At 43.1% G+C, this 17,668-nt stretch carries 20 protein-coding genes, 1 tRNA gene and 1 pseudogene; 18 read left to right on the top strand and 4 right to left on the bottom strand.

Annotated features, from left to right (window positions below):
- Positions 1-537 precede the first annotated feature (537 nt).
- Entirely contained in the window at positions 538-1,443 is a 906-nt protein-coding gene (locus tag HA044_RS00815; RefSeq protein ID WP_187538362.1) for a neutral zinc metallopeptidase, read from the bottom strand.
- A 144-nt stretch (positions 1,444-1,587) separates the two neighbouring features.
- Between HA044_RS00815 and rpmG the strand changes: the two genes are divergently transcribed.
- The 3 genes from rpmG to nusG all read left to right on the top strand — a co-directional run bounded on the left by rpmG (position 1,588) and on the right by nusG (position 2,659).
- Positions 1,588-1,740 (top strand): 50S ribosomal protein L33, encoded by a 153-nt coding sequence (rpmG, locus tag HA044_RS00810; protein WP_187538360.1) that lies wholly within the window; start codon positions 1,588-1,590, stop codon positions 1,738-1,740.
- A gap of 9 nt (positions 1,741-1,749) precedes the next feature.
- Positions 1,750-1,926 carry a preprotein translocase subunit SecE gene (gene secE, locus HA044_RS00805; protein ID WP_187538358.1) on the top strand — a complete coding sequence of 59 codons (177 nt, stop codon included), beginning with the start codon at positions 1,750-1,752 and terminating at the stop codon, positions 1,924-1,926.
- A 196-nt stretch (positions 1,927-2,122) separates the two neighbouring features.
- Positions 2,123-2,659 (top strand): transcription termination/antitermination protein NusG, encoded by a 537-nt coding sequence (gene nusG, locus HA044_RS00800; protein WP_003002077.1) that lies wholly within the window; start codon positions 2,123-2,125, stop codon positions 2,657-2,659.
- A gap of 253 nt (positions 2,660-2,912) precedes the next feature.
- Here the strand turns inward: nusG and HA044_RS00795 are convergent, their stop codons facing one another.
- Together HA044_RS00795 and HA044_RS00790 are read right to left on the bottom strand one after the other, a co-directional pair.
- The gene (locus tag HA044_RS00795; RefSeq protein WP_187538356.1) at positions 2,913-3,686 is read right to left on the bottom strand and encodes a hypothetical protein; all 774 of its coding nucleotides are present in this window, start codon (positions 3,684-3,686) and stop codon (positions 2,913-2,915) included.
- 141 nt (positions 3,687-3,827) lie between these two features.
- Positions 3,828-3,898: transfer RNA gene (locus HA044_RS00790), tRNA-Cys, on the bottom strand.
- Positions 3,899-4,160: 262 nt separating this feature from the next.
- Here HA044_RS00790 and rpsB point away from each other — a divergent pair.
- Both rpsB and tsf read left to right on the top strand, forming a co-directional pair.
- On the top strand, positions 4,161-4,943 hold the full coding sequence (gene rpsB, locus HA044_RS00785; protein ID WP_003016971.1) for a 30S ribosomal protein S2: 783 nt from the start codon (positions 4,161-4,163) through the stop codon (positions 4,941-4,943).
- Positions 4,944-5,026: 83 nt separating this feature from the next.
- Complete coding sequence (gene tsf, locus HA044_RS00780; RefSeq protein ID WP_187538354.1) at positions 5,027-6,067, top strand: translation elongation factor Ts; 1,041 nt, start codon at positions 5,027-5,029, stop codon at positions 6,065-6,067.
- 162 nt (positions 6,068-6,229) lie between these two features.
- Here tsf and HA044_RS00775 read toward each other — a convergent pair whose 3' ends face one another.
- Positions 6,230-6,700 (bottom strand): small multi-drug export protein, encoded by a 471-nt coding sequence (locus tag HA044_RS00775; RefSeq protein WP_187538352.1) that lies wholly within the window; start codon positions 6,698-6,700, stop codon positions 6,230-6,232.
- Positions 6,701-6,871: 171 nt separating this feature from the next.
- On the opposite strand from HA044_RS00775, the gene HA044_RS00770 reads away from it, so the two are divergent.
- The 13 genes and pseudogenes from HA044_RS00770 (at position 6,872) to HA044_RS00715 (ending at position 17,384) form a co-directional block, all read left to right on the top strand.
- Complete coding sequence (locus tag HA044_RS00770) at positions 6,872-7,393, top strand: DNA starvation/stationary phase protection protein (protein WP_187538350.1); 522 nt, start codon at positions 6,872-6,874, stop codon at positions 7,391-7,393.
- A 641-nt stretch (positions 7,394-8,034) separates the two neighbouring features.
- Positions 8,035-8,499, top strand: a complete 465-nt coding sequence (locus tag HA044_RS00765; RefSeq protein WP_187538347.1) for a CtsR family transcriptional regulator — start codon at positions 8,035-8,037, stop codon at positions 8,497-8,499.
- Positions 8,500-10,929, top strand: coding sequence for an ATP-dependent Clp protease ATP-binding subunit (locus HA044_RS00760; protein WP_187538345.1), 2,430 nt, complete (start codon positions 8,500-8,502; stop codon positions 10,927-10,929).
- Positions 10,930-10,938: 9 nt separating this feature from the next.
- Positions 10,939-11,427 (top strand): ECF transporter S component, encoded by a 489-nt coding sequence (locus HA044_RS00755; protein WP_187538343.1) that lies wholly within the window; start codon positions 10,939-10,941, stop codon positions 11,425-11,427.
- Entirely contained in the window at positions 11,405-11,812 is a 408-nt protein-coding gene (locus HA044_RS00750) for a DUF4430 domain-containing protein (RefSeq protein WP_187538341.1), read from the top strand. Before HA044_RS00755 ends, HA044_RS00750 begins: the two co-directional genes overlap by 23 nt.
- Before the next feature lie 418 nt (positions 11,813-12,230).
- On the top strand, positions 12,231-12,959 hold the full coding sequence (locus HA044_RS00745) for a hypothetical protein (RefSeq protein ID WP_262407437.1): 729 nt from the start codon (positions 12,231-12,233) through the stop codon (positions 12,957-12,959).
- Between the two features lie 157 nt (positions 12,960-13,116).
- Entirely contained in the window at positions 13,117-14,178 is a 1,062-nt protein-coding gene (locus HA044_RS00740) for an AAA family ATPase (RefSeq protein WP_187538338.1), read from the top strand.
- 10 nt (positions 14,179-14,188) lie between these two features.
- Positions 14,189-14,380 (top strand): annotated as a pseudogene (locus tag HA044_RS00735) (nicotinamide riboside transporter PnuC); the annotation flags it as partial.
- A gap of 24 nt (positions 14,381-14,404) precedes the next feature.
- A complete protein-coding gene (locus tag HA044_RS00730) occupies positions 14,405-15,181 on the top strand; it encodes an NUDIX hydrolase (RefSeq protein WP_187538334.1) in 777 nt (258 codons plus the stop codon).
- A gap of 168 nt (positions 15,182-15,349) precedes the next feature.
- Positions 15,350-15,544 carry a helix-turn-helix transcriptional regulator gene (locus HA044_RS00725; protein ID WP_187538332.1) on the top strand — a complete coding sequence of 65 codons (195 nt, stop codon included), beginning with the start codon at positions 15,350-15,352 and terminating at the stop codon, positions 15,542-15,544.
- 19 nt (positions 15,545-15,563) lie between these two features.
- The gene (locus HA044_RS00720) at positions 15,564-16,103 is read left to right on the top strand and encodes a DUF3278 domain-containing protein (RefSeq protein WP_187538330.1); all 540 of its coding nucleotides are present in this window, start codon (positions 15,564-15,566) and stop codon (positions 16,101-16,103) included.
- Between the two features lie 13 nt (positions 16,104-16,116).
- Positions 16,117-16,452, top strand: a complete 336-nt coding sequence (locus HA044_RS09935) for a hypothetical protein (RefSeq protein ID WP_262407436.1) — start codon at positions 16,117-16,119, stop codon at positions 16,450-16,452.
- A gap of 245 nt (positions 16,453-16,697) precedes the next feature.
- A complete protein-coding gene (locus HA044_RS00715) occupies positions 16,698-17,384 on the top strand; it encodes a YoaK family protein (protein WP_187538577.1) in 687 nt (228 codons plus the stop codon).
- Positions 17,385-17,668: the final 284 nt, after the last annotated feature.

Raw genomic sequence — 17,668 nt, 5'->3', positions numbered from 1 at the left:
TTAGGATACTTGCTTCGCAAGTTCTATCCGCCACCTCAAAGCAGTGCTTTGAGCACTCAACCACTGCGTCTTGCTCGGCAATCCCAAAATAATTAAGAGGCTAGGACTTTTGTCCCAGCCTCGTTTTTTGCAGATTGAAGATAAAGTCATCTTAGCAACTTTCCTTAGGTGAGTACGGACGTCAGCGAACTTCGAAGAAGTTCCATGACTAAATTAAGATACAAAGGGCGCGGCGGATAAAGTCAAAATAGGAAGTTTGACGCAGAATTTTTAGATTCTAGGAAGACTTATCTTTTTGACACGATCCGCAGCCCGTGTTCAATTCGTTTTGAACCCATTCGCTTTTCAAATTTTAGGCTCATACTAAAACAGTTCCCCGAACTGTTTTACTTCCAAAACTCCCGAGTGCTAGAAACAATCGTGTTTCTAGCACTTTTCTCACGGTGGAAAGTTTCTGTTGAAATGATTCTAATAGTATTAATTATTTTAATTTTTTCAACACCACTTAGGTTGTTTTATGTAAAATGCAATTTTTGATTAGAGTTCACTATCTGATAGGCTAAAGGTGTCCCCGTGCTGGAGGTCCCCATACTCATAGCCACGCTTGAACCAACGCATCCGTTGTTCCGAAGTCCCGTGGGTGAAGCTATCTGGCACCGAGTAGCCATAAGCCTGCTTCTGTAGAGTGTCATCTCCGACAGCATGGGCCGCGTTCATAGCTTCCTCGATATCCCCAACATCCAGGAGATTTCGGTCTTGAATTGATCGTGCCCAGACACCTGCTAGATAATCGGCCTGCAACTCGATGCGGACACTGATGGCATTGCGTTCTTTTTCAGAAAGTCCTTGCTGCATGCGGTGGTATTTGCCAAGGATTCCCAGCTCATTTTGCACGTGGTGACCAACCTCGTGGGCGATGACGTAGGCCATGGCGAAGTCCCCACTAGCCTTGTATTTACTCGTTAATTCCTTGTAAAAGCTAATATCCAAATAGATCTTTTTGTCTGTCGGACAGTAGAAGGGACCCGCCGATGCTTGTCCAACTCCACAGCCTGTCTTTGTCCGTCCAGTATAGAAGACTAGTTTGGGCTCATGGTAGGTGCGCCCTTCTGCTTGAAAGACCTTGTGCCAATGATCTTCTGTTGTCCCAAGGACTTTGCTGACGAACTGGACTTCCGCATCGTCGATATGAGCCTGATTGGTGCGCGTGATGTGGCTGGATTGGTAAGGTTGCGAAGTTCCTGAGTTAAAGAGGCCACCTAAACCTGCTCCCCCTCCAAGCAGAACCATCAAGAGGATAATGACGATCTTGCTCTTGAAGCTGCCCGGGGATAGAAGGACTTGCAAGATCCCCCCACCAAGGTTGTTGCCGCTCGACTGCGTATAGCCTTGCCCACGACGGTCCTCAATATTTCTACTTTCTTTTAGGTCATCACTTTTCATATGCGTCTCCTTTTGTTTTATTGTACCAAAAATGAGGCGAAAACCAGAGTGATAACGCTTTATATTTCCTTTTTTCTGGAGGTGGGGATTTCTGATCTTGTCAAAATGCAGAAAACTTGCTATAATGGGGTGAACGGAGGCGTTATGGCATTAAAAAAAGCAAGTCTAGCGTGTACGGTTTGTGGATCACGCAACTACTCCATCAAATTGAGTGGAACGCCCAAGCCAACACGTCTAGAAGTCAACAAATACTGCAAACATTGCAGCAAATATACCATCCATAAAGAAACACGATAGGAGAGAGTTGTGAAATTCATTAAAGATATTTTCGTCTTACTAAAAGATACAACTTGGCCAAATCGCAAGGAAAGATGGAAAAACTTTATCTCAGTGATTGAGTACACCGCTTTCTTTGTTGCTTTGATTTATCTGTTTGATAAAGTCATTGCAAAAGGCCTATTGCACATGATCAATTTCTTTTAAGATTTTAAGAAGAAAAGCTAAGTGGGATCCCAAGGGCCCCACTTTTTCTGGTCTTTTCTTAAAAATAAATCAGCAAACCCCTTTGCATTCCGGCAAAATGTGGTATAATGAAGCTAGGAAAACGAAAGCCAAGAGGCTTTTTTTAGTATGTTCAGAGATCTTTCGAGCAGGCTAAAAAGAAAGAAAGGATGCCCAAATGGACAGTTTTGATAAAGGCTGGTTTGTACTACAAACCTATTCAGGATATGAAAATAAGGTAAAAGAAAATCTATTGCAACGTGCGCAAACTTACAATATGTTAGAAAACATCTTGCGCGTAGAGATTCCAACGCAAACGGTGCAAGTAGAGAAAAATGGGAAGACTAAAGAAATCGAAGAAAACCGCTTCCCAGGTTATGTCTTGGTCGAAATGGTCATGACAGATGAAGCGTGGTTTGTCGTTCGGAATACCCCTAACGTTACAGGTTTCGTCGGATCACACGGGAACCGTTCAAAACCAACGCCATTGTTGGAAGAAGAAATCCGCAGCATCTTGCTCTCTATGGGTCAAACTGTTCAAGAGTTTGACTTGGATGTCAAAGTGGGCGATACGGTTCGCATCATCGACGGTGCCTTCACAGACTATACTGGTAAGATCACAGAAATTGATAACAACAAGGTCAAAATGGTTATTTCTATGTTCGGTAACGATACGGTTGCAGAAGTGAACTTGAACCAAATTGCTGAATTGTAAGGAAAAGAGAGAGTGGGACAGCTTCAACAGTCTGGGAGACTGTTGAAGGTTGCAGATAAAGTAAACATAGTTTCCGTCAACATAGGGCATCTTTGAAGCTTAAAAAGCGAACAAAGACTTAGGATACTTGCTTCGCAAGTTCTATCCGCCACCTCAAAGCAGTGCTTTGAGCACTCAACCACTGCGTCTTGCTCGACAATCCAAAAACAAGAAGAGGCTAGGACTTTTGTCCCAGCCTCCTTTTCATTGCTCATTATTGATTTTTATTCATGCCGGTGATGCCTTGTAAGCGCTTGGTTTCTTCAGCAGACATGACACTGAAAATCTTGTCTCCTTGTGTAGAGAAGCTAGATTCATCTCCGTTGCTGTCTTTATAGAGATAGCTGGTCCCATTTTCCGAACGCATGATGGCATAGGGTTTTCCGAGACGTTCAAGGGCGGATTTTGCTGAATCAGATTTGGAAATGCTAGCAGTAGACTGGTGGTTGGCATCTCCACCTTTCAAACGGAAGGTAATATTTGTTAGGACATTATTGTGGAAGAAAGCCATGATATCGCCATTGTCTGTCACCCAGACATTAACCCCGTTGCCAGGATTCGCACTGTCTGTACTATCTACGGGCTGGCCAAAGGCTGCAACGACGTCGTCGTAACTACTTATAGCTTTGGGCCCACCAACTTCTTGGCCATCTTGAGTTTTTAGTACAAAACCAGTCGTAGGATGAAGATTCTTAAGCTTTTCAATTTCAGGAATGGACGCAGCTCCAGGCACATATTGGAGAGAAGCCCCGTCATCAGGATCCATGCTGAAGCGATCTGAAAAATCATCTGAGCTGGAGCTTTCAGAAGAAGCACTCTTGTGTTTACTAGAGGAATTCTTGCTGGATGATTTTTTAGTAGAGGATTGTTTGATTGGCTTTCTTGAACTAGAAGTTGTCTTTGCTTGTTGCCCAGAGTTGGCAGGTGAGCAAGCAGCGAGTGTTAGCAGTGAGAGAAGCCCGATCGTATAAAGTCGAATGTTTTTCATAAAACCCCTTTCTAAAGTAAAGCGCTAATCGCGCGTGCCTTATTATATCAATAATCAAGAAAAGGAGCAAATGACAACAAAAAACCCCTATTGCTAGGGGAATTTTTAAAAGATAAAAGATGATAAAAAATTTTATTATCAAGGCGGTAGACGGATTTGAACCGACGATCAAGCTTTTGCAGAGCCGTGCCTTACCACTTGGCTATACCGCCATAACATATAATATTGTAACCTAAAAATCAAGATTGGTCAAGAAAAACTTTTTGAGTCAAACAATTCTTCAGCAAGTGAAAGCGATTGACGGGAAAAAATATCTCAAATAGCTTGCGAATTCTAGCGATTTCTGCTATACTTATAGAGTTGTCTAAGACAGCAAATACTCATCTCGGATCCATTGTGGCACCGTTGCCCTTGTGGTCGTGCTGCAAGTTGACGTCTGAGAGAGGAGAAAAAAACAAAAAGGAGAACTTACTCATGGCAGTAATTTCAATGAAACAACTTCTTGAGGCTGGTGTACACTTCGGTCACCAAACTCGTCGCTGGAACCCTAAGATGGCGAAGTACATCTTCACAGAACGTAACGGAATCCACGTGATCGACTTGCAACAAACTGTAAAATATGCAGACCAAGCATACGACTTCATGCGTGATGCAGCTGCAAACGATGCAGTGATCTTGTTCGTAGGTACTAAGAAACAAGCTGCGGATGCTGTTGCAGAAGAAGCAGTTCGTTCAGGTCAATACTTCATCAACCACCGTTGGTTGGGTGGAACTCTTACTAACTGGGGAACCATCCAAAAACGTATCGCTCGTTTGAAAGAAATCAAACGTATGGAAGAAGATGGAACTTTTGAAGTTCTTCCTAAGAAAGAAGTTGCATTGTTGAACAAACAACGCGCTCGTCTTGAAAAATTCTTGGGCGGTATCGAAGACATGCCTCGTATCCCAGACGTAATGTACGTTGTGGATCCACACAAAGAACAAATCGCTGTTAAAGAAGCTAAGAAATTGGGTATCCCAGTTGTAGCAATGGTCGACACAAATACTGACCCAGATGATATCGATGTTATCATCCCAGCGAACGATGACGCTATCCGCGCTGTTAAATTGATCACTGCGAAAATGGCTGACGCTGTTATCGAAGGTCGTCAAGGTGAAGACAGTGTTGCAACAGTAGAAGCTGAATTGGCAGCTACTGAAGGTCAAGCTGATTCAATCGAAGAAATCGTTGAAGTTGTAGAAGGCGACAACGCTTAATTCTATTCAATACGTAACGAAACCTAAGAGGGCAGGGCTCAGCCCGACCCTCTTATTTTATTAAAAAATATAGGAGAACAAAAATGGCAGAAATTACAGCTAAGCTTGTAAAAGAATTGCGTGAAAAATCTGGTGCCGGTGTCATGGACGCTAAAAAAGCATTGGTTGAAGTAGATGGTGATATCGAAAAAGCGATCGAATTGCTTCGCGAAAAAGGAATGGCTAAAGCAGCTAAGAAGGCTGACCGTGTTGCCGCTGAAGGTTTGACTGGTATTTATGTGAACGGTAACGTAGCAGCAGTTGTTGAAGTCAACGCTGAAACAGACTTCGTTGCGAAAAACGCTCAATTCGTTGACTTGGTAAACGAAACAGCGAAAGTCATCGCTGAAGGAAAACCAGCTAACAACGAAGAAGCTCTTGCTTTGACAATGCCTTCAGGTGAAACGCTTGAAGCTGCATACGTATCTGCAACTGCTACAATCGGTGAAAAAATCTCATTCCGTCGTTTTGCTTTGCTTGAAAAAACAGATGCACAACACTTCGGTGCTTACCAACACAATGGTGGACGTATCGGTGTTATCTCAGTTGTTGAAGGTGGAGACGAAGCTCTTGCTAAACAATTGTCAATGCATATCGCTGCGATGAAACCAACTGTTCTTTCTTACAAAGAATTGGATGCACAATTTGTAAAAGATGAGTTGGCACAATTGAACCACGTGATCGACCAAGATAACGAAAGCCGCGCAATGGTTGGTAAACCAGCTCTTCCACACTTGAAATTCGGTTCAAAAGCACAATTGACAGATGCAGTTGTGGCACAAGCTGAAGAAGACATCAAAGCTGAATTGGCAGCTGAAGGTAAACCAGAAAAAATCTGGGATAAAATCATCCCGGGTAAAATGGACCGCTTCTTCTTGGACAACACCAAAGTTGACCAAGCCTACACTCTTCTTGCACAAGTTTACATCATGGATGACAGCAAGACAGTGGAAGCTTACCTTGAATCTGTTAACGCTTCAGTAGTAGAATTCGTTCGCTTTGAAGTTGGTGAAGGTATTGAAAAAGCTTCAAATGACTTTGAAGCAGAAGTTGCAGCTACAATGGCAGCAGCCCTTAACAACTAAGAATAAAAAAGGAGGTTTCGATGGAAACCTCTTTTTGGTATGGGAAATATCTTATATCATTGTTTAAGCTGTTTTATAATATTAACAAACTTTGTTTTCATAAAATATCAGACGTTACCGAAGATTCAGAGAAGATATTATCTGAAATGAAATCATTTTTGCTTAATGTGCAAAGGTATTGATTCCTAGAAGAAGGGATAGTGTGCCCATGATGAGCCCAGCTAGGATGACGCCAAGCATCACAGCGAGGCTGCTCCGTTTGAAATCCCAGTCCAAGATAGAAGCAGCAAGGGTCCCTGTCCAGGCACCTGTCCCAGGAAGGGGAATGCCAACAAAGAGCAATAAGGCCCAGAAGATTCCCTTATCTCCTGCGGCTTTTTCTAACTTTTGTCCGCCCTTATGGCCCTTTTCCAGACACCAGCTAAAAAAGCCACCGATGATGGGTTTATTGGCACCCCAGGTGAGTGTGCGACGGGCGAAAAAGAAGATAAGAGGGACAGGGAGAAGATTTCCGATCACGCCGATGAAGAGGGCGGTCCACAAGGAAATGCCATTTGCAATGGCAAAAGGAATAGCTCCACGCAACTCAACAAGTGGCACCATGGAGATCAAGAAGGTAAAAATGTATTTCATGAAGTCTGCCTTTCAATTTGTCTTCTTCATTCTATCGTATCTTGCTATAATTGACAACTATTCCAACTGTAAATATCTTACTTTTTTAAGTCTTTTATCTTGACTTTCCTAGTGACTAGGCATATAATAAAGACATAGTTAATTAGAATCATTATAAAAAGGAGAAATGATATGACAATGTTAAAACATGAAGCTGCTACGGATGTAGCAACATTTGCATCTTCAAATAAAGAAAGTCTTCCAGAAACAAAAGCGATCTTGAACCAAGTGGTAGCGGATCTCTATGTAGCTCATATTGCCCTTCACCAAGTACACTGGTATATGCGCGGACGTGGCTTCCTTGTATGGCATCCAAAAATGGATGAATACATGGATAGCTTGGATGCTACTTTGGATGAAGTGAGTGAACGCTTGATCACAATTGGTGGTGCTCCTTACTCAAGTATGACAGAATTTTTGGAACACAGCAACATTGAAGAACGCCGTGGAGCATTTACAAAAGATGTAGAAGAAAGCTTGACACGTGTTCTTGAAATCTTCCGTTACTTGGACGGGGTGTACCAAAAAGCTTTGGATGTTACAGATGCTGAAGGTGACGATGTAACCAACGATATCTTTGTTGGAGCAAAAGCAGAACTTGAAAAGAACATCTGGATGGTAGCAGCTGAAGTTGGTCAAGAACCAGGATTATAAAAGGGATGCATAGAAAGCCGAGGTAAATAGCTAACGCTCTTCTAGCAGAATAATTTGAGCCATAAAAAAAGCAGGAAAGAATGAATGTTTCATCATTTGTTCTGGCCTGCTTTTTTTTGCGCATTCTATCTGTAGGAAAGCGCAAGCACAACTTAGACGTTTTTCCTAGGAAGAGGCTGGGACAAAAGCCCTAGCCTCTTCTTGTTTTTGGATTGTCGAGCAAGACGCAGTGGTTGAGTGCTCAAAGCACTGCTTTGAGATGGCGGATAGAACTTGCGAAGCAAGTATCCTAAGTCTTTGTTCGCTTTTTAAGCTTCAAAGATGCCCTATGTTGACGGAAACTATGTTTCCTTTATCTGCAACCTTCAACAGTCTCCCAGACTGTTGAAGCTGTGCGGAGGAGGGTCAACGAAATCGAATTCTAACGAATGACCGATTTTCGTCACACTCTCTTTTTCTCCGCTGGGATGATTGGAATCAACTACGGGCTATCACCTGCACGAAAAGCGTCAGAGCTTCGCATTTTGCATAGTCTTTGCTTTATTTACAGAACTAAAAATTGTATAATAGTCAGAGAAGGTCAATTTTGATCTGTGGCTGCTGAACCTCAACTAAAAACGAGCAGACTAGAAAGGAGCATCATGGCAAATAAGAACACATCTGATAGCATCGAAGCCTATATCAAGGCCATCCTGGCCCAGGCTGGAATGGCGGAACTCAAGAGAAGTGAATTGGCAGATGTTTTTCAGGTCGTTCCGAGTCAGATTAACTATGTCATCAAGACGCGCTTTACAGAGAGCCGGGGCTATGTGGTGGAAAGTAAGCGTGGCGGTGGTGGTTATATTCGTATTGGCAAGGTTCAATTTTCAGATCACCATCAGATGCTTCAGGATTTAGCAGCCAGTATCGGAGAGCAAATCAGCCAGCATGTCTTCAATGATATTTTGCAGATGCTCTATGAAGAACAACTATTGACACAACGAGAAACACAGCTATTGCTGGCTACGACTTCAGACGAGGTCTTAGCTCAGGATGCTCCGATTCTGAGAGCCCATATGCTGAGAAAAATCATTCAACAAGTAGATAGAAAAGGAAATAGCGACTAGATGAACTATTCAACAGCACTGTTAGAAAGTATAGAAGCAGCCCAGCTACTAGCAGGTCATTATGAGGGGGAGACCTTAGATACCTGGCATCTCTTGACGGCCATGGCCAATAATCCCTATAGTGTAGCAGGATCTGTCTTGAGTGACTACCCAATGCAGATCGACGAGTTTCAGGATGCGGCAGAGCATATTACGGGCCAGGCTTTTCATAGCGACAACAGCTATAAGGTTTTTCCATTTTCTTATCGAATGGAAGCCATCATGAAACATGCTACAGAGATTGCGCAAGTCCTTCATGCCAAGGCGATTGGAACAGAGCATGTCTTGCTCTCTCTTCTTGCAGACCGTGGGACATTGGCGAGTCAAGTCATGGAGTTTGCTGGTTTTGCCTTTACCGAAGAAGATAAAGGTGTTCCTATTGCTTCGCTTCGTAAAAATTTGGAAGTGAAGGCGGGATGGGACAAGGCTGACATCAAAGCGATCCGCAGCCTCTACCGAACTCAAAATCCTAACCGTCAAACCATGGGCAATATGATGGGAATGCCTCCAACGACCAGTGGTGGGCTTGAGGACTATACCCGTGATTTGACCGAGATGGCCCGTACAGGCCAACTGGAGCCTGTGATCGGTCGTGATGCTGAGATTTCGCGCATGATCCAAATCCTCAGTCGCAAAACCAAGAACAATCCGGTCTTGGTTGGAGAAGCAGGGGTCGGAAAGACAGCTCTCGCTTTAGGTCTAGCCCAGCGGGTAGCTAGTGGCAATGTTCCAGCTGAGATTGCACAAATGCGCGTATTGGAGTTGGATCTCATGAGTGTGGTCGCAGGGACCCGTTTTCGCGGGGATTTTGAAGAACGGATGAACAATATCATCCAGGACATCGAAGAAGACGGTCACGTCATCCTCTTTATCGATGAGCTGCATACCATTATGGGGTCAGGATCTGGCATTGATTCGACCTTAGACGCAGCTAATATTCTAAAACCAGCCTTGGCACGAGGAACCTTGCGTACAGTTGGAGCGACGACTCAAGATGAGTACCAAAAGCATATCGAAAAAGATGCAGCCCTCTCTCGTCGCTTTGCCAAAGTCACCATAGAAGAGCCTAGTGTTGCAGATAGCATCCAAATTCTCCAAGGCTTGAAAGAGACCTACCAGGACCACCATCATGTGACCATTACCGATGAAGCGATCGAAACAGCTGTCAAATATGCCCACCGCTATTTAACCAGCCGTCAATTGCCAGATTCAGCCATTGATCTCTTGGATGAAGCAGCAGCTACCGTACAAAACCGCGATTCCAACGGTCACGTAAAAGAAGAGTTGACTGCCTTGGATCGGGCCTTGATGGATGGCAAGTGGAAGAAAGCAGCCCAGCTCTTACAAGTAGAGGCTGCTCCCATTGTCTACAAAAAAGAAGTCACTGACCAAGATGTTTTGGTGACCTTGAGCCAATTATCGGGTATCCCAACTCAAAAACTGACTCAAACAGATGCCAAGAAGTACCTCAACTTAGAAGCAGAATTGCACAAGCGCGTGATTGGGCAAGACCAAGCCGTTTCGAGCATCAGCCGGGCGATTCGGCGCAACCAATCGGGTATCCGTAGCAACAAGCGTCCAATAGGATCTTTCATGTTCCTAGGCCCTACCGGTGTCGGAAAAACGGAACTTGCCAAAGCCTTGGCAGAAGTGCTGTTTGATGATGAATCGGCTCTCGTTCGTTTTGACATGAGTGAGTACATGGAAAAATTCGCAGCGAGCCGCCTCAATGGTGCCCCTCCAGGCTATGTGGGCTATGAAGAAGGGGGCGAATTGACCGAGAAAGTCCGCAACAAGCCTTATTCGGTCCTCTTGTTTGATGAGGTGGAAAAAGCGCATCCGGATATTTTCAATGTCCTCTTGCAAGTCTTGGATGATGGGGTTTTAACCGACAGCAAAGGACGGAAGATCGATTTCTCCAATACCATTATTATTATGACTTCAAACCTTGGTGCAACAGCCCTTCGAGATGATAAGACAGTCGGCTTTGGCGCCAAGGATATCCGCTTTGACCAGGCCAATATGGAAAAACGCATGTTTGAAGAATTGAAGAAAACCTATCGTCCAGAGTTTATAAACCGGATTGATGAAAAGGTGGTCTTCCATAGCCTGTCAAGCGAAGACATGCAACAGGTAGTGAAAGTCATGGTGAAACCGCTCGTTGCGACCTTGGCCGAACAAGGCATGACCCTCAAATTCCAGCCGTCTGCCCTCAAATTGCTTGCGACCAAAGGATATGATCCTGAAATGGGAGCACGTCCTCTTCGTCGTGTCTTGCAGACTGAGGTGGAAGATCAGTTGGCTGAGCTTCTTCTCAAGGGAGAAGTCCAGGAAGGCCAAACGATCAAGGTTGGAACGACAGCTGGCGCTGTCAAATTTGAAATTATCTAGGAGATAGCGATGACACTGCAGCGATTGACTCGGATTTCGCTTCTTGCCGCACTGTGTGTGGCACTGCGTCAGGCCTTTGCTCCGTTTCCCAATGTCCAGCCTATCTCAGCCATCTTCTTTCTCTTGGTGATCTTTGAAGACTATATTTTCGCCTTTCTTGTCATGGCGCTGACCATGTTTGTCTCAGCTTTTTTTATGGGGATGGGTTTGATTGTTTTCTTTCAGATTGCCGCATTTGGCTGTTGGATGCTTCTTTGGCGCATGTGTTACAAGTGGCTCCCCCTTGCTATCCAGATCCTTTTGGTGGGCTTAATGTCCTTTGGCTATGGGGTTTTGATTGATAGCGTTTATGCCGTCTTCTACCACATGCCATGGTGGACCTATGCCTTGGTCAATGGCTTTAGCTTTAACCTAGCCCATGCTCTGTCAACCATTGGCTTTTACCCTCTACTCTATCGTATTTTTAGGAGATTCTATGTTGAAAAAAACCATTTCTAGCTGGATGACCTTGCTTGCAGCCTTACTTTTAGTTGGTTGCACGTCGTCGAACAGCACAAACCATAAAACAAACTCTGCTAGCACAGAAGTTGCAAAGAAAAATGCAATTTCGATTACCGTTACCATCACCCCAGATGGGCAAAGTGCCCAAAGCAAAACCTTAAAGGTTGAAGAAAATAGCAACCTCATGAAAGTGCTCAAAGCCAACTACAAAATTGAAGAAAAAAATGGCATGATCACTTCGATTGACGGTCATAGCCAAGATGAAGTCAAAGGCCTCTATTGGATGTACAAGATCAATGGTGAAATGGCTCCAAAAGGAGCAGCAGAAACCACTGTTAAAAAAGGGGACAAGATCGAATTTTATCAAGAAGTATACAAATAAGAAGTAGAAGTCGGGCAGTCTGTCCGGCTTCAGATTAAAGATAAAGTTACCTTAGAAACTTTCCTTAGGTGAGTACGGACGTCAGCGAACTTCGAGGAAGTTCCATGACTTAGTTTTGAGCCCAAGGTCTCAAAACTCCCGAGTGCTAGAAACAATCGTGTTTCTAGCACTTTTCTCACAGCGGAAAGTTTCAGTAGATAATTGAGTAATTCTAACGAATAAAATTATTTTATCTTTATAGAAAGTATTAGATTTATATAAAAGAACAGCCTGTCCGGCTTTTTGTCTGCTACAGTTTAGGAACTGACCTAAAACTTCTTTTTACGTTCATTTTTTTATTTGAAAATCTATTGACAACCTCATATAACAGTGTTACAATAATGTTACAAAATATTACAAATGTTACAAAAGAGGTCCGATGATGAAAAAGAAACAAATCATTTCCCTAGCAGCGCTAGCCCTTACAGCTAGTCTTTTCTTAGGAGCTTGTGGTGGAAATAAAGAAGAAAAGACATCAGAAGCAAGCTCTTCAAAAACGACTCAGGTCAAACAAACTTCTTCTTCCAAGAAAAAAGTGATTACGAGTAAGGATCCGATTGCTTCCTCATCTTCTGATAACAAATCAGAAGAAAGCCATACCATTGGCAGTAAGAACAGCCAAGCTGGGGCCAGTCAGACGCCTGCACCAGCCAATGCGGCAAAGCCAGCCACTCAACAAGTAGCGAAGGCCAAGAAAGAAGAGGCTAGACCAGCTCAACCAGCCAAGGAAAAACTTCCAAGTATCGAAGAAGGCCATGCCCATGCCAAGCAACAAGCCTCTAGTACTGAAAACGCTCAGTACAAGGGAGTATACTCTGTGGCAGGAGGAGATTTCTCTGCTGCTGCGGGAACATGGTCGGACGAGCGAGATACTGGTGTCAGTATAGCTCAAGGTGGTCAAGTCACCGTCCAACTTCCAGGTGGTCAGCCCGAAGCTTATGGAATCAGTAGATACAACTACACCTTGGATGATGGTCACTACCACGCCGACCTTTCTTCTAGCAAGGGTTCTGGAGCGACACTGGACATTATCGTTGGAAAAGATGGTTCCGTATCTAGCGTGACCCTTGTCAAAGACGGTGTCAGCCATGCATTAACTCGTGAATAGAAATGAAAAAATCTGAAAGGGAGTCAACCCTTTTCAGATTTTTTATTCTGAATAAAAATATATTTTTTTATAAAAAACTCTCGACAGATGAAAAATATAGTTTATAATAAAAACATAAAGAAAATCTATTTATAAAAAATTATAAAAAGGAGTTGTTATGCAGAAAGAAAGAATTGCCTTGGTATTTGGGACCTTTGCCCCCTTACATCAGGGACACATTGACCTGATCCAGAGAGCGAAACGCCAGTGTGATCGTGTCTGCGTGATTGTGTCAGGTTACCGAGAGGACCGTGGAGACAAAGTTGGTCTTTCATTGCAGAAACGCTTTCGGTACATCCGTGAAGCTTTCTCCAACGATGAATTGACCAGCGTCTATAAATTAGATGAAACCGAACTCCCTCGCTACCCTCTTGGCTGGGAACCTTGGCTGGAGACAGCACTTGCGACCATCCAGTTTCAGAGGGAAACTCAGGAGTTGATCTTCTACGTGGGAGAGCAAGCCTACAAGGAAGAGCTGGAGTCACGAGGCTTTGAAGCGTACTTAGAGGAGCGTCGGTTTGGAATCTCTGCGACCATGATCCGCGAAAATCCTAGTAAGTACTGGAAATACATTGCCCAACCTTTCCGCCGTCAATTCACGAAAAAGGTCTTGATTATGGGGAGTGCCAGCAACGGGAAGACGACGCTTGCCAAAGACTTGGCCCGCTTCTATGATGCCCCCGTTAGTCTGGAGTATGCTCGTGAATACCAAATCAAGAACAATGTTCGAGATGATGAGCTGACGCCAAAAGATTATTATTATCTTCTTTTAGGCCAATATGCTCAAACCTCTACTCTCATTGATAGTAGTGCCAATCGTGGCCTCGTTATTGCAGATACCAATTCCCTGGTCACAAAAGGCTACTATGACTACTATATGGAAGTCGAAGGGCAGGATGCCAACTTAAGAGATACCTTTGACAATCTCTTTATCAGTATCTTGTCCAAGGAAAAATGGGACCTGATCCTCTTTGTACAACCGATCGGCTCTTATGTCAACGATGGCTTTCGAGATATGACCATGGCTGATGAAGAGATTCGGACCAGCTTTTCCAACTACCTGGACCAATTGCGCCAGAAATACTTGGGCAATATTCCTACCGCATTTCTAGCAGCAGATTACCTGGGCAATTATGAAGAAGCAAAACAGGTGATCGATGCCATCTACCAAGCCGACTAAGGAGCAGCTTATGAAAAAACTATCTGAAAAATTTGCAACTTTTAGCCAAGACTTCAAAAATGTTCACCGAGAAGCGAAAAAGCAAGGTTTTGTCAATATTATGAAACTCCTATGGAAGGACCTTTTTGTAGGACGTACAGCCTTTCAATGGATCTATCTCCTGCTTCTTTCCAGCGTTCCCTTTTTCTTAGAATGGACCAAAGCCCTCAAGAAGGAGGTGGCCTAAATGACCAATCTCTTGATTCCAGCAGGAATGACAGAGAAAGAGTATTTTGAGACGGTCGCTAGTGAAGCAGACTTTCTCAAATGGTACAAGGAGCAAGACCTGCCGACTTATGAAACCCCAAGTGTCACAGCGGACATGGTAGCCTACTGTTTTGTCGAAGGCCAGCTCAAGCTCTTAGCCATTCGCCGCAAGGCCCACCCTTATCAACACCGCCTCGCCTTGGTTGGGGGCTTTGTGAATAAGGATGAAGATGCGACCCATGCCTGCATCCGAGAAGTCAAAGAAGAAGTCGGGCTAGATCTTCCAGTTAATAAGGTGGAACAGCTCATAACCGTTTCCACTCCTGGGCGGGATCCCAGAGGCTGGGTCATTACCATCGCCCATCTGGTCTATCTACCTGCTGAAGCGGTAGACTTAGTCCATGCAGGAGATGATGCCAAGGAAGTTGTTTTTCTGGATGTTGATTTCAAAAATGCCCAGTGCTTGCTCGACGGAAACACCCTAGTTGCTTCTGATTTTGCCTTTGACCACTATCGCATTATTCAAGAATCCATCAAGCGGATCCAAGGACGTTTGGACTGGAATCCAACCTTCCTCTATCTGTTAGAGGAACCTTTCACCGTTTATGAAGCAACCGAATTAGTCAATCTGATCAATCCTGGACGTCCTATCGTTAGCAATAACTTTCTCGTAAAATTCGGAGAATTTGTGGAAGAAGTGGGTGTCAAGCGGGTGCCTAAGAAAAAACCACGCAAGACCTATCGCTTAAAACAGTAGATTGAACGGGGTTCATTCCGGAAATCTCTCCAGTTACTATTAGTAGCTGGAGGGATTTTTTGTTTTATCAAAAAATATTTAAAAAAATGTCAAAAATAGTTGACATTTTATGTTTGAAATACTATACTATAGTCAAATATATGCGACATTAATTTAATAGGAGGAAACATGAACCGTGTGAAAGAACTCCGCAAGGAACTGGGAAAATCCCAACTTGAACTTGCCAAGGATATTGGTGTCTCTAGGCAAACCATTAACATGATTGAAAACGACAAGTACAATCCTACTCTGGAACTCTGTCTCAATCTCGCTCGTAGTCTTCAAACAGATCTCAACAGTCTCTTTTGGGAAGATGATTTTTAACAAGAAGGAGAAAGAAATAATGAAAAAAGAAACTCTCACTGAAAAACTTATGAAACGGACCTATGGCATTTCAGGACCACTTGATGAACACAAACAACGCGAGGCTGACCGCATTGGAAATAAAATCTTTATGGTTCTCTTTTACCTCATGATTTTTGGAAATCTCATTCCCTTTGTCCTTGCTTATAAATATCCCCAAATTGTTGCTTTCGGATATCCAATCATTATTTTTATGATTTCCATGATTTGTGCAATCTATGTCACCACTCAAACTAAAAAAACTGGTATTACTGCTATTGACCCTGATATGTTGAACCAGAAAGAAAAGAAACAGTTACGCTACCCTGGCCTTAAAGCCGGACTTGTCTATGGAGTTTTGATGTTCTTTGGAATGCCTCTTCTCAATGTCTTAACGGATGATAGCAAGGACTATCTTAGTTCCCTTTTCAATCTAGGTCATTTCACATCAATTCTTTTCGCAGCTTTCCTTTTCGGATTAATGATGCAAATTGTCGTCTGGCTTCGCATTCGAAAAGCCAAGGAAAATCAAGACGACTAATAGGAGGAAACTTATGAAATCACTACAAAATTTAATTCTCAGCCATATTTTGGTCAGCATTTTTGTTACCTTTTTCCTAGTTTATGGCCATATTACGCGTCCTTTTCTAATCATCTTCCTTCTGGCTCTTCCAGTCTTTAATAAGGGACAGAGATTTCAGAAAATCAAATCCCAAAAAATACGCCTCTTAAACGCATCTCTCTGCTTTATCCTCGTATCTCTCCCACAACTGATAATGAATTCTATGGATTGGAGATATCTCCTATTTCTAACCATCTGTATTATTTTTAGTCTCATTTATATCTATACTCTCTATCAACTCTTTAAAGAAGGCAAACAATGTTTTTAAGAGGTCACTACCATGAAAAAAGAAAACAGGTCAACTGAATTATTTTGAACTTTCTTTCAGGAACCACGAAGGTTATTAATATGATTCTTCATAGCACTATACAGTGATAGGGAAATTCTAATTATCTAGAATTATAGTCTTGACGTAAACCACTTGTTTGATGAGTAGTTATGATTGATTTTCAATACTCAGCTCTGGTGCAAAGTGGTATAATAAAAATAATTGAAATCAAAAGGGATACGACTATGGAAGAAAAAATTATCTTACCACAAAATACACGACTGATGGGCGCTCTACTTGGTTTTATCGGTGGAGGTCTAGATGTCTTTTGCCATATGCACTACCGAAGTTTGGTTGCAACACAAACAGGGAATCTCTTGCTGCTCATTGCCGATTGGCATGATCCCAATGTGACCAATACCATCATGCGTTTTTCGTCTATCTTCTTTTTCTCGATTGGCTTTCTTGTGGCCTTGCATATCAAGGAATATCGCAAAACAGCCTTTTGGCGAACCAAGATGCTCATTCCCTTATTTGTTGTCACTTTATTGATTCCTCTGGTATCTTGGATGCCGCCTTTTGAGGTTCCCTTTATTGCCTTTGGGACAGGAATGATGATGCTGACCTTTACTGGTACCCTGATTGAGAATCACCCCTATGTGATTTTTATGACGTCAGGAAATTACCGCAAGATGCTGACGGCTTTGTATCGTATAGCCCGAGGGGAAGGCGATTTGGTAGAATACCGTCGCCAGGCCATGAACTATGGGATTGTTGTTGGAAGCTTTGTCGGTGGAGCTGTTAGTGTTGCCTTCGTCATGCATTTCATTCACCAATGGTCCATCTGGCTGATTACGATTAATCTCTTTTTGATTATGACCTACTATACCGCAAGAGTCAAACAACTCGGCTTACAGACAGATAATCTATAATAGGACCTCACATGAGGTCCTATATAGATTGTAGACAAATTGTTTTTAATATTAAGCAATCTAGGTGATGCAAAAAAATTAAACTGATATATACTATTAGGATTGTTCAAATATACACTGAAACTTTCCGCCGTGAGAAAAGTGTCTGAAACACAATTGTTTCAGACACTCGAGAGTTTTGAGACCTTAGGCTCAAAACTAAGTCATGGAACTTCTTCGAAGTTCGCTGACGTCCGTACTCACCTAAGGAAAGTTTCTAAGATGACTTTGTCATAAATCTAAAC

The sequence above is a fragment of the Streptococcus sp. IMAU 99161 genome (genome assembly GCF_014435245.1).
GTDB classification, from domain to species: domain Bacteria; phylum Bacillota; class Bacilli; order Lactobacillales; family Streptococcaceae; genus Streptococcus; species Streptococcus lactarius.
The sequence above is the reverse complement of the archived record's forward strand: the minus strand, read 5'-3'. Positions and strand labels throughout refer to the sequence as shown.